This window comes from Streptomyces sp. NPDC040432 (genome assembly GCF_055595445.1).
Genome location: NZ_JBVIVP010000037.1, coordinates 44,799 through 59,075 on the forward strand (window position 1 = coordinate 44,799; position 14,277 = coordinate 59,075).

The 14,277-nt window shown below is 72.8% G+C and carries 11 protein-coding genes; 8 read left to right on the forward strand and 3 right to left on the reverse strand.

Annotated elements, in window-relative coordinates; translation table 11 throughout:
- Nucleotides 1-309: 309 nt before the first annotated feature.
- The 3 genes from ACZ58N_RS37440 to ACZ58N_RS37450 all read left to right on the forward strand — a co-directional run bounded on the left by ACZ58N_RS37440 (nt 310) and on the right by ACZ58N_RS37450 (nt 4,267).
- Entirely contained in the window at nt 310-1,770 is a 1,461-nt protein-coding gene (locus ACZ58N_RS37440) for a lipase family protein (RefSeq protein WP_471169656.1), read from the forward strand.
- Between the two features lie 74 nt (nt 1,771-1,844).
- Nucleotides 1,845-3,320 (forward strand): hypothetical protein, encoded by a 1,476-nt coding sequence (locus tag ACZ58N_RS37445; protein WP_471169659.1) that lies wholly within the window; start codon nt 1,845-1,847, stop codon nt 3,318-3,320.
- A 164-nt stretch (nt 3,321-3,484) separates the two neighbouring features.
- Nucleotides 3,485-4,267 (forward strand): lysophospholipid acyltransferase family protein, encoded by a 783-nt coding sequence (locus tag ACZ58N_RS37450; RefSeq protein ID WP_471169662.1) that lies wholly within the window; start codon nt 3,485-3,487, stop codon nt 4,265-4,267.
- Nucleotides 4,268-4,402: 135 nt separating this feature from the next.
- Here the strand turns inward: ACZ58N_RS37450 and ACZ58N_RS37455 are convergent, their stop codons facing one another.
- From ACZ58N_RS37455 to ACZ58N_RS37465, 3 genes are all read right to left on the reverse strand, one after another.
- Nucleotides 4,403-5,989, reverse strand: a complete 1,587-nt coding sequence (locus ACZ58N_RS37455; RefSeq protein WP_471169665.1) for an FAD-dependent oxidoreductase — start codon at nt 5,987-5,989, stop codon at nt 4,403-4,405.
- Nucleotides 5,990-6,219: 230 nt separating this feature from the next.
- A complete protein-coding gene (locus tag ACZ58N_RS37460; protein ID WP_471169668.1) occupies nt 6,220-9,192 on the reverse strand; it encodes an AfsR/SARP family transcriptional regulator in 2,973 nt (990 codons plus the stop codon).
- A 504-nt stretch (nt 9,193-9,696) separates the two neighbouring features.
- The gene (locus ACZ58N_RS37465) at nt 9,697-9,903 is read right to left on the reverse strand and encodes a hypothetical protein (RefSeq protein WP_471169671.1); all 207 of its coding nucleotides are present in this window, start codon (nt 9,901-9,903) and stop codon (nt 9,697-9,699) included.
- 328 nt (nt 9,904-10,231) lie between these two features.
- Between ACZ58N_RS37465 and ACZ58N_RS37470 the strand changes: the two genes are divergently transcribed.
- From ACZ58N_RS37470 to ACZ58N_RS37490, 5 genes are all read left to right on the forward strand, one after another.
- A complete protein-coding gene (locus tag ACZ58N_RS37470) occupies nt 10,232-10,813 on the forward strand; it encodes a class I SAM-dependent methyltransferase (RefSeq protein WP_471169674.1) in 582 nt (193 codons plus the stop codon).
- Between the two features lie 135 nt (nt 10,814-10,948).
- Nucleotides 10,949-11,146: a hypothetical protein gene (locus ACZ58N_RS37475; protein WP_030871150.1), complete on the forward strand. Its 198-nt coding sequence runs from the start codon at nt 10,949-10,951 to the stop codon at nt 11,144-11,146.
- Nucleotides 11,147-11,234: 88 nt separating this feature from the next.
- Entirely contained in the window at nt 11,235-12,320 is a 1,086-nt protein-coding gene (locus ACZ58N_RS37480; protein ID WP_471169677.1) for a SagB/ThcOx family dehydrogenase, read from the forward strand.
- Complete coding sequence (locus ACZ58N_RS37485; RefSeq protein ID WP_471169680.1) at nt 12,317-13,426, forward strand: nitroreductase family protein; 1,110 nt, start codon at nt 12,317-12,319, stop codon at nt 13,424-13,426. The genes ACZ58N_RS37480 and ACZ58N_RS37485 overlap by 4 nt, the downstream gene beginning before the upstream one ends.
- Nucleotides 13,423-14,082, forward strand: a complete 660-nt coding sequence (locus tag ACZ58N_RS37490) for a TauD/TfdA family dioxygenase (RefSeq protein WP_471169683.1) — start codon at nt 13,423-13,425, stop codon at nt 14,080-14,082. Before ACZ58N_RS37485 ends, ACZ58N_RS37490 begins: the two co-directional genes overlap by 4 nt.
- The last annotated feature ends 195 nt before the right edge of the window (nt 14,083-14,277 follow it).

A 14,277-nucleotide genomic window follows, 5' to 3' on the forward strand; every position in this document is an offset into this window, starting at 1 on the left:
TCACAGCAGCCCGCGGAAAGGCTGCGCGCCTTCCGGGACCCCGTGCGCCGCTACCGATCGGGGTCGGGGAGGGGCTCCAGGCGGCGGACGTCAACACGGTGGCTCCGCCCTCATCCCCCCTGGACAAGATCCCCGCGGAAGGCCGAGAAGCGGGGCGGGGGGCGCGGCGTGGGGCTGGTGGGGCTGGTGGGAGCCCGGTGCCGGCGTTCCGGCCGCCTCGCGCGCGTGTGAAGTGGATCACCTCGAATGTGAGGATGCCTGGCGGAAGCAGCCAGGTGACACGGACACGCAGCGATGAGAGGGCAGACCATGACGCCTCATCAGGTGATCGATGAAGCAACTCAGCCCATTCCGGAACAGGCCGGCCCGGTCACCGCCGCGTGTGGCGCGGCGGCGGCCGGGCCCGTCGGACCGGCGGCTGGCAGTGGTCCCGCCCCGGAACTCCTGATCGCCGCCTCCGTTCTGCTGGCGGAGGCCGCCATGGTCGCGAAGCGAACGGGCGCCGAGCTGACGGACACCCTGAGCAGCCGAGGGTTCGCGACGGCGGCGCTGCGCGGGCCCCTCCGGGCCCTGGGTTCGGCCGTCGCCTGCGTCAAGGCGTTGACCAACCCCTCGGGGCTCGGCTTCGCGCCGAACGGTGGCGTGCTCGGGGAACTGGCCCGGACCGTCGGGAACGTGACCCACCGCCGGCCGGCCGCCGTCGCCATGGCCGTGGACGCCTTCGCGCTGAGGATCGAGGCGGCGGCGGCGCAGCACCCGAACCTCGACTCCGGACCCGCGAGGCGGCTCATCGACGCCATGGTCCGAGGGAACCGTTGGGAGGCGCTCAAGGCGTTTCACGCGCTCGTGGAGCGGCTGGGACTGACCCGGGCACTGACCACGGTCAGCCCCGTGATCATGGAGTTGTTGGCTCTGCTGGGACTGCTCGACGAGAACCCGGTCAACGACAGTTTCTCCTGGGTGACCCTCGCCGGGGGCGTGCCGACCACGGACCCCTTCCTCGGATTGCCGAGTTCGGTCCTGCGGCACCTCAACCCCGGGCCCGGACGTGCGGAGAGGATCGAGCCCGACTCGATCCTGACCAAGGTCCTCAGGACGTCCCGCAACGACATCGTCAGCTACGTCAACGACATCGGGACGCTCGGCAATCACGGGTTGGCGCTGCTGCGCCGCGTCGAGTGCGTCGACGGGCTCGTCCGGTACGTGCTGCTGCTGCCCGGGACGAGCTTCGGGCTGCCGAGCAACAGCACCCCGCAGGATCTGGTGGGGGCCTTCGACGGGTGCCTGCGCTCCGACACGACCTACACGCGCGCCGCCCGGAAGCTGTTGCGACGCGCGGGGGTGCCGGCGGGCTCGGAAGTGATGTTCGTCGGACACAGCCTGGGCGGGTTGACGGCGATGAACCTGGCGATGGACGTGGACCTCGCGGCCACCTACCGGATCACGCACGTGATCACGCTCGGCTCCCCCATCGACAACAAGCGCCCGGCCGACCACACGACACAGGTGATCAGCCTGATCAACGAACACGACGTGATTCCCATGCTGGACGGGCGGGGGCCCGCCTCCCCCCACGACGTTCCCGCCGACTGGGTCGAGCTGAGCTGGCTGGACGAGTCCTACGACTACCCGCTCTCGCACGCCCCGCAGGCCTACTCGGACACCCTGCGCGGCGAGATGGCGCACCACCGGGACCGGGTGAACGAACTGATCTCGGCCTACGACGGCGAAGTCGTCGACAACCAGCCGTACATGCTCCGCGACAAGTGAACGCACAGGGGCGCGAGCAGCGCCGGAGAAACGCAAGTGATCACTGCATGAGCGACCGTGAGGGAGAGCGACCGATGACCTGTGCCGAGGACGAGGTCACGAAGACCGTGCGGCCCCGGGCGGCCCATCCCGTGGAGAGCCTCCTGTTCAGCGCCGCATGGGCGGCCCGCCGCGTCCCCTGGGCGGACCTTCCCGCGCGCACCCTGCGTCTGGACGCGCTGACCCGCGAGGGTCTCACGCGCAGGCTGATGACGCACCTGCGAGGCGGTCCGTCCGATGGGCCGGCACGTCTGCGCACGCCGTTCGGAACCTTCGTCGTGCCGATGACCCGCGCCCGCGCCGAGCGGCTGCTGGGCGGTGCCGACGCTGCGGGTGCGCTGGGCGCCGCGTCCCGGTTGGACGCCGACGGAAGCCGGTGCGGCCTGTCGCCGCACGTCGTCCCGGCGGAGCCCTGGGACGTGCTGACGGAGGCCGAACACGACCGGCTGACCGCCCTGGTGACCGAGCACCTCCTGCCCGTACTGGGCGCCCGGGGCGAGGACGGCGTCGTGGACCGGGAGCATTGGCGGACGGGCATGCTGCGGCTCAGCCGCAGCATCGTGCTGGGGCCCGGTGCGAGCGACGACACCCTGCTGAGCGAGATCGTCACGGCGGCGGCGCGAGCCGCCGGAAGCCGTGGGTACGAGGAGCGGGCGGCAGCCGTGCGACGGCGGCTCGCCCGGTACCCGGCGGACACCGCCCCGGATGCCCTTGCCGTCCGGCTGGTGCGGGGCGGGCCGCACACGCCGCACCCGGACCTGGCGATCGCGCACCTGCTGGACCTGGTGTCGACGGCCACGGTCGTCTCGGCCCTCCAGGCCCTGGCCCTGCACGCCACCACCACAACCACCACCACCGTCGGCACCCACCTCCGGACTCCCGGCACGGGCACGGGTACCGGCACCTCGGTGGAGGACGCCTGCGGTCTCGCCCTGGAGCACTACCCTCCGCTGTCCGCGGTGGTGTACCCGGTGCGCGCTCCGTTCGACACGGGGGATGCGGTCCTCATCCCGGGTGACGAGATCCTCCTCCGACCGGACCTGCTGGAGCGAGGGGCCCGGGGCGCGGGCTCCGCCGCTCCGTCGTGGGCCCTGTGCGGAAACCCGTCCGGTGCCTGCACCGCCGCCGACTTCGCGGCCCTCGTGGGCCGGGAAGTCCTGCGCGTCGCCACCGACGGGATGCGCCCCGCCCTGCTCGCCCCGCGCGTCGCCCCGAACGTACTGCCGGACACCCTCGACCCCGACACCGTGGTCGTCGCCCTCACCGCCTCCGACGACCCCACCGTCCCCTCCGCGGGCACGGGACGACTGGCCGCCCACGGGGCGCGGGGCAGGGCGGGCGCGGACCGCCTGGACCGGCAGGCGGAACGCCTCGCGGCCTGCGCGGCCGATCCCGGCTGGAACGGAAGCGAAACAGGGGAGCGATTGCGGATGGTCATCCTCGCGCACGCCGAGCGGTGCGCGACCGCCGCCGCCGACGTCCGGCGCACCGCGCGGCACCTGTCGGACTGACCTCCGCCGCACGCTCCCGCCGGGCCCTCGCGCCGTCGAACGAACGACCGGGCGCCGTCCGTACCGACCGGCCGTGATCAACAGTCCGTAGGGACGTTGAACGGGCTGGAAACCGTCCCGTCGACACCTCGTCGACGACCAGCGATGCGAGAGCGAGATCCTACGTGAGGGACAGCGTGGCCGAGATGATCAGGGCGACCCAGGCCGAACTCGGTTCAGCCAGGCGCCTGCTCGGAGAAGCGGGCGGGGTGGCGTGGGACCGTCTCCTCGACTGGCTCGTCGACGACTACTTCCGGGTGGTCGCTCTCGGTCTGGAGAACATCCCCGTCGACGGCCCGGCGGTGATCGCGGTCAACCACTCCGGGGCCTGGGGCCTGGACGCGTTCGTGCTCGACAAGGTCCTCGGCAGGGCGCTCGACCGGCGCGTGCGCTTCCTGGCGGCGCCGTTCGTCTTCCGCACCCCCATTCTGGGGCGCCACGCGCGCCGCAACGGTGCCCTCCCGATCGGCCCGACGGCCGGCGTCGACCACCTCAACGCGGGCAAGCTCGTCGGGGTGTACCCGGAGGGCATCGCGGGTCTGGAGAAGCCGTTCACCGAGCGGTACCGCCTGCGTCCGTTCAGTCCGGGCTTCGCGGTCGCCGCCATCCGGGCGGGGGCGCCCGTGGTACCGATCGGGATCGTGGGCGCCGAGGAGGCGTCGCCCAAGCTCGGTGAGGTCCCGACCCTCGCCAGGCTCCTCGGCGTGCCGTACTTCCCGGTCACCACGCCGTTCCCGTTGCCGTCCAACTGGACCATCAGCGTCGGGGAGCCCATCCGGCCTCCGGTCAGGCCCGAGGGCCTGGCCGCCCGCCGTGACGCGGCGCGCATGCTCACGGAGAGCACGCGCAGTGCCGTTCAGGAGCTCATCGACCACGAACTGGCCGACCGGGAGAACCTGTTCGACTGACACGGCAGGTGGAGGGCGTCCGCGGACCCGTCGGCCGCGGTCCGGACGGCGGCCGACCCCTGCGGGGCGGGGTGATTCCCGGGCCGTCACCTGGGATCGTGCCGGGCCCCGCCGGGGTGCCCCGCCCGGCCGGGCTCAGGGTCGGGTGACGGCGCCCTGGTGCGAGGGGGCGTCCGCCGGGTGGGCCTCGGACGGCACGCCGGCCGTGGTAGGAGCACCCCACCAGCGGCGGGCGGCCCGCTCGAAGGCCGCGCGATCGGACCGCCCGTCCCCCGCCCAGGCGACGACGCCGTCCGGACGCACCAGCACGGCACCCGCCCCGAGGTCGTTCTCCACCGCCCCGGCCACGTACCGGAGCCGGCCCGCCCAGGCCGCCGCGGGGGCCCGCAGGGGGCGCTCGGCGCTGAAGTCGAGCACCAGCCCGCGCCCGTCCGCCATGAGGTCCCCGAGCCGGGTCCCGTCCTCCAGGGCGTAGTCCGGGGCGCTGAGGCCGACCATCGGGTGCTCGCTGCCGAGGTCGTGGCGGATCCACGCCCCCGACAACTTCTCGTACACGTAGGTCGCACCGTCCCGGGTTCCGATGAGGTCGCGCACCACTGCCTGGATGGCCGGGGAGTACGGGTCCGGCCGCATGATCGCCACCTGGGCGCGAGACCAGTCCAGGACCGCGGCGCCGACCGGATGGCGTTCGGCGTCGTAGGTGTCCAGGAGTCCGTCCGGTGCGTGGCCGTGCACGGTCGCGGCGAGCTTCCATCCCAGGTTCACCGCGTCGCCGATGCCGGTGTTCAGGCCCTGCCCGCCGAGGGGCGAGTGGATGTGGGCCGCGTCGCCCGCGAGCAGGACGCGGCCCCGCCGGTAGGTCGTCACCTGCATCGCCCGGTCGGTGAACGAAGAGGCGATGTCGACCTCGGTGATGGTCACGTCGGTGCCGGACACCCGGCGCAGCACCTCTTGCAGGTGTGCGCGGGTCGGCGGCGACGACCGGTCGAAGGCGCCGCCGTCGAAGTCCATCATGACGATGTGTCCGTGGGCCGGGAACCGGAGGTACATGCCCGTCGGCGTCAGATGGAACCCGTGGCCCAACTGCTCCGGTTCGGCGAGGCGGGCGCGCATCGTGTATCCGGTGAACTGCGGTTCGGTGCCGACGAATTCGAAGCCCGTGAGCCTGCGCACCGTACTGCGTCCGCCGTCGCAGCCGACCAGCCGGCGCGCTTCGTACGCTTCCGCGTCGGCGCGGACGACCACGCTCTCCCGGTCCTGGTGGACGGCCGAGACCTTGACGCCCCGCTTGATCTCCACGCCCAGCTTCGCCGCCCGCTCGGACAACACGGTCTCGACCGCTGCGAGGTCCGTCCGTATCGGCTCCTCCGCCGGGCCGGGCAGCCGGAAGGGCAGTGCGTCGAGGTCGATGCGGGCCGCGTCGAGGAGCATCCCCGCGAAGTGGCCTCCGATCCGGCGTCCCTGCGGTGCGTCGGCCGTGGAGACCGGCCCCCACCCTTCTTGGACGCCGGACGCCGTGAGCAGCGGTTCCAGCAGGCCGCGCCGGTAGAACGCCTCCACGGACGCGGCGGACAGGCCCCGCATCCCGAGCGGGGCCGCCCGTAACGGGGAGCCGAGCTCCGGCTCCCGTTCGAGCACCAGTACCGAGCATCCTGCGAGGCCGAGTTCACAGGCCAGGGTCAGACCGACCGGGCCGGCTCCTACGATCACCACGTCGTGCACGAGAGGTCTCCTCTTCGAACGCGGCTCCGGACGGATCGTCCGGTAGCACCTCGTCACACGTTGACAGCCCGCGCCGACATCTCACCTACTGACCCGACAGGCCGCCGACATCTTCTCCTCGGTCGTCCTGGACCCGCCTCCACCGCCGGCCGGAGTGGCGCCGGTACGCGGTCGCGTCCCGGTGGTCCGGAGGACGTGGGCAGGCGCTGCCGGGTACGGCCGTGTGCCGCTCAGCCGAGCGGTACACGGGCGTCCAGGGCGTCGAGGATCCAGCCGACATCGGCCGCGTCGGGCAGCTGGAGGGCGATGAACACCGACCGTGCCTCGTGGAGATGGGCGCGCGCGGCATCGGTCCGGCCGAGTGCGATCCCGGCCCGGCCGAGGACCGTGAGGGCGTGCGCCTTGTCGCGCGGTGCCCCGAGCTCCTCGCACCGCTCGACCGCGTCGGCGGCGAGCCGGGCGGCTTCTGCGTGCCGGCCGACCTGGCACAGGGTGTCGGCGAGCCGGTACCAGGCATGCGCCTCGCGTTGCCTCAGTCCTGCCGTGCGGCAGATGTCCAGGCAGGCCGTGTAGCGGGAGATGGCGTCCGCGTGGCGCCGCTGCTCGTGCAGGGCCAGCCCCCACACGTAGAGGGCGTAGGACTCGCCCTCCCTGTCGGCCAGTTCCCGGGCCGTGGCCCGCGCCGACTCGCAGATCGCCGCCGCCTCGGCGGCCCGGCCGCTGCGTACCCGGGCCAGGGCCGCGTTGAGGGTCGTGGCAGCCTCACCGGAACGGTGCCCGAGGCGCCGGGCGAGCGTGATGGCCTCGTCGTAGCAGGCGGCGGCCTCGTCGAAACGGCGCTGGAACTGGAGGGCGAGGCCCAGGTCGTTGAGCGCCTGCCGCAGGATGGTGATGTCGTCGATGGCGCGGCTCGCGGCGACGGCCAGGCGGGCGTGTTCCTCCGCTTCGGCGGGGCGCGCGGTCTGCAGGGCGGTCGTACTGCACGTCAGCCGGGCCCGTGCGACCGCCGCCATGTCTCCGGTCCGCTCCGCGGCTGCCGCGAGTGTGCGCGCCACGGCCGCCGAGCCGTTCGTCGCCGGTCGGCGGAACGGGCTGAGCGCCAGCAGTAGGTTGGCGGCCTCGCGCAGCCGCTCGCCGCCGTCGCCGGGACGTTCGACGGCGCGCTGCACGGCGGCGATGACGGCGTCGAATTCGCGGGCGGCCCAGGCGCGGGCCCCGTCGACGTCGGTGAACGCCAGGCCCTCCGGGCCGCGCGCCACCCCGAGGGCCTCGCCCACCGGATCGCCCGGCACCGCGAGCGTGAAGGCGTTGCGCGCGGTGGCCAGCAGGAAGCCGAGCAGTCGGTCGAGGGCGGCGTCGGCCTCCTGGTGCTCCAGCCGTTGCAGGGCGAAGACCCGAACCAGGTCGTGGTAGCGGTAGCGGCCGGGCGCCGGTGACTCCAGCAGTACGGCGTCCACCAGCGACTCCACGAGGGTCTCCGCGTCCGCGTCGTCGGTGCCCAGGACCGCGGCGGCGGCCGGGAGGCCGATTCCGGCGGGCCCTGCGACGGCGAGCATGCCGAACGCCGCCGCCTGATCTAGTGTCAGCTGGCGGTGGCTCACCTCGAAGGCGGCGTCGATCGCCAGGCCCCCCACCCGCAACTCCTTGATCCGCGCCCGTTCGTCGGCGAGTCGGGCGGCCAGGTCGGCGAGGGTCCAGCCGGGACGCGATGCCAGCCTGGTCGCCACGATCCGGATGGCGAGCGGCAGGTGGCCGCAGGCTGCCATCAGGTCCAGCGCGCTCGACCGCTCGGCGGCCGTCCGCCCGCTTCCGACAACGTTGTCCAGAAGGGTGAGCGATTCCTCCGGCTGAAAGGCGTCCACCGTGAGCTGGTGGTTCAGCGGGAGTCCGACCAGGAGCGAGCGGCTCGTCACGATCACTGCGCACCCGGCCGAACCCGGCAGGAGGTGCCGGACCTGCTCCGCGTCACGCGCGTTGTCCAGCACCAGCAGCACCCTGCGCCCGTCCAAGGCCGACCGCAGCAGGCGGCTGCGCTCCTGGAGGCCGTCCGGTATGGAAGGCGCCGGGATGCCCAACGCGATGAGGAACTCCGCGAGGACCTGATCCGGTTCGGGGGATCCCGGGCCGCCGCCGTGCAGGTCGGCGTGGAGCTGTCCGTCGGGGTAGTGCGACCGGACACGGTGCGCGACGTGCAGTGCGAGCGTGGTCTTGCCGGTGCCGCCCATTCCGGTCACCGCCAGCGCGACGGGCGCGGTGCGGCCCGCGTCGGTCAGCAGTGCGCACAACGTGGCCAGCTGCCGGGCTCGTCCGGTGAAGTCGGGGATGTCCGGAGGCAGCTGTGCGGGAATCGGCAGCCGTGCCGGCTCCGCGACGGCCGGTGCACCGGGAGGCCGCCCGCCGCTCTCCTCGCGCGGCCGGTCGTCGGCCGCGGCCACGGTGACCAGCGCGGGATCCGCGGCGAGGATCCGCTGGTGGACCGCGGACAGCTCGGGTCCGGGGTCGATGCCCTGCTCGTCCGCGAGGAGCCGCCGGAATGCGGCGAACAGCGCGAGTGCCTCGGCCTGCCGGCCCGCCGCGTAGAGCGCGCGCATGAGCACAGCGCGTGGGCGCTCCCGCAGCGGATGGGCGACGGTGATCTCGGTCAGTCCGGGAATGGCGCGCGCGTGCTTGCCCCGCAGCACGTCCAGGTCGTACCGCTCCTCGACGGCCGCGAGCCGCAGTTCCTCCAACCGGTTGCGCTGGGATTCGGCGAAGCGGCCGGGCACGCCCGTCAGGGATTCGCCCTGCCAGAGTGCCAGTGCCTCGTCGAGCAGCGCCGCGGCCTCGTCCGGGAGCCCTTCCCGTCGGGCTTCGGCCGCCCGACCGACGAGGGACTCGGCCCGCCGGGCATCGAGTGCGTCGTCGGGCACCACGAGGCGGTACCCGCTGCCCGCCGACACCAGCACGACGGGCCCGGCGGGGTCCGGTTCGAGCAGCCGGCGCAGCCTCCAGGCGTAGGTACGGACGGTGGTCACCGCCTTGTTCGGCGGCGTCTCGCCCCAGACGGCATCGATCAGCTGCGTCAGCGAGACCGTGAGCCCGCTCCGTACCAGCAGTGCCGCCAGCAGTGCCCGCTGCTGCGGCGGCCCCAGCCGGATCTCCGTGTCACCGCGGTGGGCGCGTATCGCGCCCAGCACGGCGAAGCGCAACCGGTCCGATTGCATGCCACTCCCCATCCCCGTGTCCGTACCGGCAGCATGGCTCGCCCTCATGACGACGAGGGCTGTGACACGGCTGGTCGGGCCGTGCCGCACCACGACGGTTCGGGCAGGTGCGACCGGGCTGCCCATGGTCACATGGTGCGCCCGCTGCTCGACCCGCCACCGCGGTCCACTGCGTGTTCGAGAGGTGATTGCGACCGGTCCGTCACAAACCCGCCCCATGGCGGCGCGCGCTCCAGCACCCGAAGGGCACGTACCTCACCCTCCAGGACGGGAACCGGGACGGGTCCGTTCCCTCGGACACCGTCGGAACGGGAACCCACCGACGACTTCCGGGGCGATACCCGGGAGATCATCCGTGCCTGCGGGAGCAGGCACCCGGGTTCACCTCGAACGCGGAAGGGTCCCGCACCGGCCGGACCGGTGCGGGACCCTCTCGCGTGTCGGCGCCGCACGCCCTTCGGGGGCGATGGTGTGGGGCGTCGGCCGCTGCCTGCGTCGCGCTCGTTACTTCTCCGCGCAGACCTTGCAGTCCGAACCGGTGTTGTTCCACTGGGGCGGCAACACCGAGAACGCCACGGTCCGCTCGCCCTGTCGGACGTGGTACCCGGCGGGTGCGTCGGCGGCGGTCAGGGCGCCCGCGGCAGTAGCGCTGAGCGCCACGAAGGCGGCTGCCGCCGCGGCCGTCCGGACCACCGAATTCCTGCTGAACATCACGTGCATCCCTTTCCGTGGTCGTGCCCGGCCGGCGCGGACTGAGGGGCGCGCCGCCGCCGGGTACGTCCTGTTCTGCGGAACATCCTGCTCGACGTCGATCTACAGGCGATCTACGTGCAGGTCACAGGTGGTGTCGGCGCTCCGCGGCCCGCCCGCTGCCGGTGGGGCCGGCACGCGGTGCGGGCCGCGGTCGAATTCGCCGTGGATCAGCTGTAGATCCCCCCTCGCCTAGCTTCGTCGACGTCCGGACCGGGCGGCCACCGCCTCAGCCCGCCGGATTCGTCAACCACCCGACGGAGAAGACGGAGGAGCGATTTTGAGCGCGATGCGCAGCACGGACGTCCCACGGCCGTTCAACACCCACATGCACCGCGTGCTGGAACCCGTCGCGGCGCTGCCGGCCGGCTCCCGTGTGCTCGACGCCGGTTGCGGAAGCGGTTCGGTCGCCCGCTGGCTGGCCGAGCACTCGGGGCACCACGTCCTCGGGACGGACGTCGAGCTCGCCGCTGACGCGGCGACAGACGGCGCCGAACCGCTGCCCGGTGGCGGGTCGGTCGAGTTGCGCCGGGGGGACCTGCTCTCGCTCGCTCAGGAGCCGCCGTTCGACGCGGTCCTGCTGCTCGGAGTGCTGCACTACGCGAGCGGACCCGACGTGGTCCACCGCATGTTGGCGGCCGTCGACGCCGTCACCACCCCCGGTGGGCCGCTGGCCCTGAGCTGGATCTGCGACGAGGTACCGCTGACCTACGAAGAGGCGTACCTGCCGCCCCGCGCCCTGGTGGGCGACGCGCTGGCCGGGCTGGGCCGCAGCCCCCGCGAGGTCTGGCACCGCGACCTGACCCATGCGCACGGCGGGAGCCCCGAGCACGAACACCGCATCGTGTACGGCGTCTGGCAGCGCGGCTGACGCGCCGGGATCCCGTCCGTCCGCTCCTCCCCGGCCGCGGCTCACCGCCCGGCCCCCACAGACTCCCACCGCGACCGGCGGTGGGTGAACCGTCCGGACACCCGTCCGGACGTCCCGATCGAAAGGGGAATTCCCATGTCAGAGACCCTGGTCGAGCGCGCCCCGCAGACCGTTGTGCGCGCCGCCCTGATCCAGAACGGCAACGACCCGAAGTACTACAGCCAGGACGGCGTTTCCCTGGTGGAGCGCGCCCCGGAGAGCGTGGTGCGTGCCGCGCTGATCCAGAACGGCAACGACCCGAAGTACTACAGCCAGGACGGCATCGGTCGCTGACCCGCCCGGGCCGTGCCGCCGTGTCCGCACCGGCGCGGCGGCACGGCCCGCCCCTGGACCCATCGCATACGAGGAGTGCTTCACCACCGTGACCATCGAAGCGCCGGCGGGCGCACCACAGACCTACGCACCGCATCCGCAACTGCTGGTGTATCCCCTGGCGTTCTCCGGTGACCAGCGCGTCATGGTGGCCGAGACCAGCTCGGCGAGGGCCCCCCTCGTCCTGAAGGACCCGCGCGTCGCGCACGCCATCAGCCTGCTCCCGGACAGCGGTACCCGCGAGGTGATCACCGGGCTCTGGCGGGCCGAGGGGAACCTGGCCGCGATCGCCGACGAATTGTGGACGACCCTGGTCGCCGAGGACGTGCTGGTCCCCGCGGAACGGACCGCCGCCGCTGAGGCCTGGCGGGCCTACGACTGGGACGAGGCGTACCGCTACCACGCCTCGACCCGCGACTACCCCTTCCTCCAGATGGACACCGAGGGTGCCTTCGACGCGGACGACGCGCGGATGGAGGAGTACATCGGGGTCAGCGCGCCGCCGCCGATCACCCTGGCACTGCCCTCCGAGGGCTCCGTGCCGCTGCGCAAGGTGGGTGAGGGCGAGTCCGCCGACGCCCTGCTCGCCGCGATGTCCCCGCAGCAGCGGCGGGGCCCCGAGGGGTTGTCGCTGTTGATGGACGTCTGCTTCGGCGAGCGCACCCGCCGTCCGTTCGCGGTCCAGGGCGAGTTCCTGCGCAAGGCGGTGCCGTCCGGCGGCGCCCGTCATCCCACCGAGGCGTTCGTGGCGCTCTTCCCGGGCAGCGGGGTGGAGCCGGGTGTGTACCACTACAACGTGGCACTGCACCGGCTTGATCTGTTGCGGGCCGGGGATCACTCCGCCGACTTCCGCGAGGCGAGCTTCGACCTCTTCGACAAGTTCCACGCCGAGCCGTTCGGACTGATCGTCTTCACCTCGCTGGTGGAACGGGCCATGTGGCGCTACCGCGACGCCCGTTCGGCCCGCGCGCCGTTCATCGACGTCGGCCACACCCTGATGGCGTACCGCACCGTGATCCAGCGGCTCGGCGTCGGCGGCTACACGTACCAGAAGTTCAGTGACGAACGCATCGCCTCGCTGCTCGGCATCGATGTCGAACGGATGACACCCCTCTTCCTCGGGACCCTCGTATGAGCACACCTCACCCCACGAACACCACGGACACCACCGCCCCGGCTCCGGCCCGGCTCGTGACCTCCCCCTTCTTCTTCGCGCACGAGCGCCGCGGCGACCAGCTCAGCGCGCTCGGTCTCGCGACCCGCGAACGGCTGCGGACCGTGGGGGCCCGCGCCTGGGAGCTCCTCCACTTCCACCTCGAAGCGCGTACCGATTCCGAGGCGGCGGCCGCCGGCTTCGACTCGGCCGAACGGGCACAGGCCCTGGCGGCAGGGCTGCTGGTCGACGCGAACGCCGGCACCACCGAGGACATGTTCCGCTGGGAGGAGCACCGCTGGTCGCGCGCCGCCTATCTGCACTACTCCCAGCAGGACCTGCCCTACGTGGAGCCCGTCGGCCGCGGTGAGAAGCTGACCGCGCTGTCCGACTTCCGGCGCGGCCAGATCGCCGGATTCCAGTCGGCCCAGGGCTATCCGGAGCGCTTCCGGATCGACCCGGTCCACGAGATCGCGCTGCCGACACCGGCCGAGCCGATCACCTACAGCCTGGACTCCATGCTCGGGCGCCGCAGCGTCCGCAAGTTCGCGGACACGCCCGTCGGCGCCGGGACGCTCGGTGCCGTGCTGCACCACGCCACTGCCAACGTCCGGATGGCCGAGGAGTCCAAGGCCTCGGGCGACCCGTACTTCCTGCTCAACTCCTTCTACACCTGGCTGCACGTCTACGTGGTGGTGCAGGAGGTCGAGGGCGTGCCGCGCGGCGTGTACCAGTACGACGCCGTCCGCAACACCCTGCTGGCCACGGGCGGGGAGCCGACCGACGAGGAGGTCGCGGCCACGATCCAGGGGCAGAACTGGATCGGCGGCGGTGGTTTCAGCCTCTTCGTCACCGTGCAGTGGGACCGCTACCAGTGGCTGTACCGCCATTCGCGCGCCTACCTCAACCTGTTGATCCAGATGGGTGAGTTCGCCCAGGAGGTGTTGCAGGCGGGGTACCAGCTCGGGCTCGCGGGATGGCTCACCCCGGCCATCGCCGAGAGCCGCGCCGCCTCGTTGCTGGGTCTGGACGAGGTGGCGAGCGACGCCGACGCCATGTACTACATGAAGCTGGGGCACACCAAATGAGAGGGGCGCACGGGGGAACCGACGGCCTCCGCCTGTGGCCGACCGAGGGCACCGAGCGGCCGGGCGATCCGCCCCGCGCCGTGCGGTTCACCTCCGACGGCTCCTCCGGCACTCTGCTGCACCGGATACAGGAACTCACCGACGGCAGGGCGCGGCTGATCCGCGACGTCACCATCGGCATGCCCGGCGACACCTCCATAGAACTCGTCGCGGAGCAGGGCGATTTCTGGTTCCACACCGACGCGGCGTTCCTGCCCGTGCCGCCCCGCTGGATGGCCATCGTCATTCTGGAGGCACACAGCGGAGGCGGGCTCGATCTGCTGCCCGTCGAGCACATCGACCCGGAACCGCTCGCCGCACGGGCCTCCTATCTCACCGTCGAGGGCGTTCAGGTCGATCCGATCCTCGACCACGCGCCCGGTGGACAGGGCCCATTGCTGCGCTACCGGCGCGACCGGATGATCGCGGTCGACGACACCGCCGCCGTCGAGGCGGCGCATCGGGCCGTCGAGGCGGCGGCCGCCCGGGCGATCACGGTGGGCGAGCCGGCGCCGGGCGAGGTGCTGCTGGTCGACAACTGGACCATGCTGCACCGCCGTCGGCCGTTCAACGGCCGCAGGGTGATCCGCAGGCTCTGGTTCGACGCCGCGCCCTGACGCCCCGCCGGTACCGGCCACACCCCGTTCGCCGGACGGCCGGTACGAGCCCTCATCCCCGAGGGGCCTCGGGGGGGGGGGGGGGGGGGGGGGGGGTCCCCCCCCCCCCCCGGGGGGGGGGGGGGCCTACTCCTCCCCACCCCCTTTTTGGCCAGACGCGCGGGCCGCCATACGGGAGGATCCTCGAACCGCAAA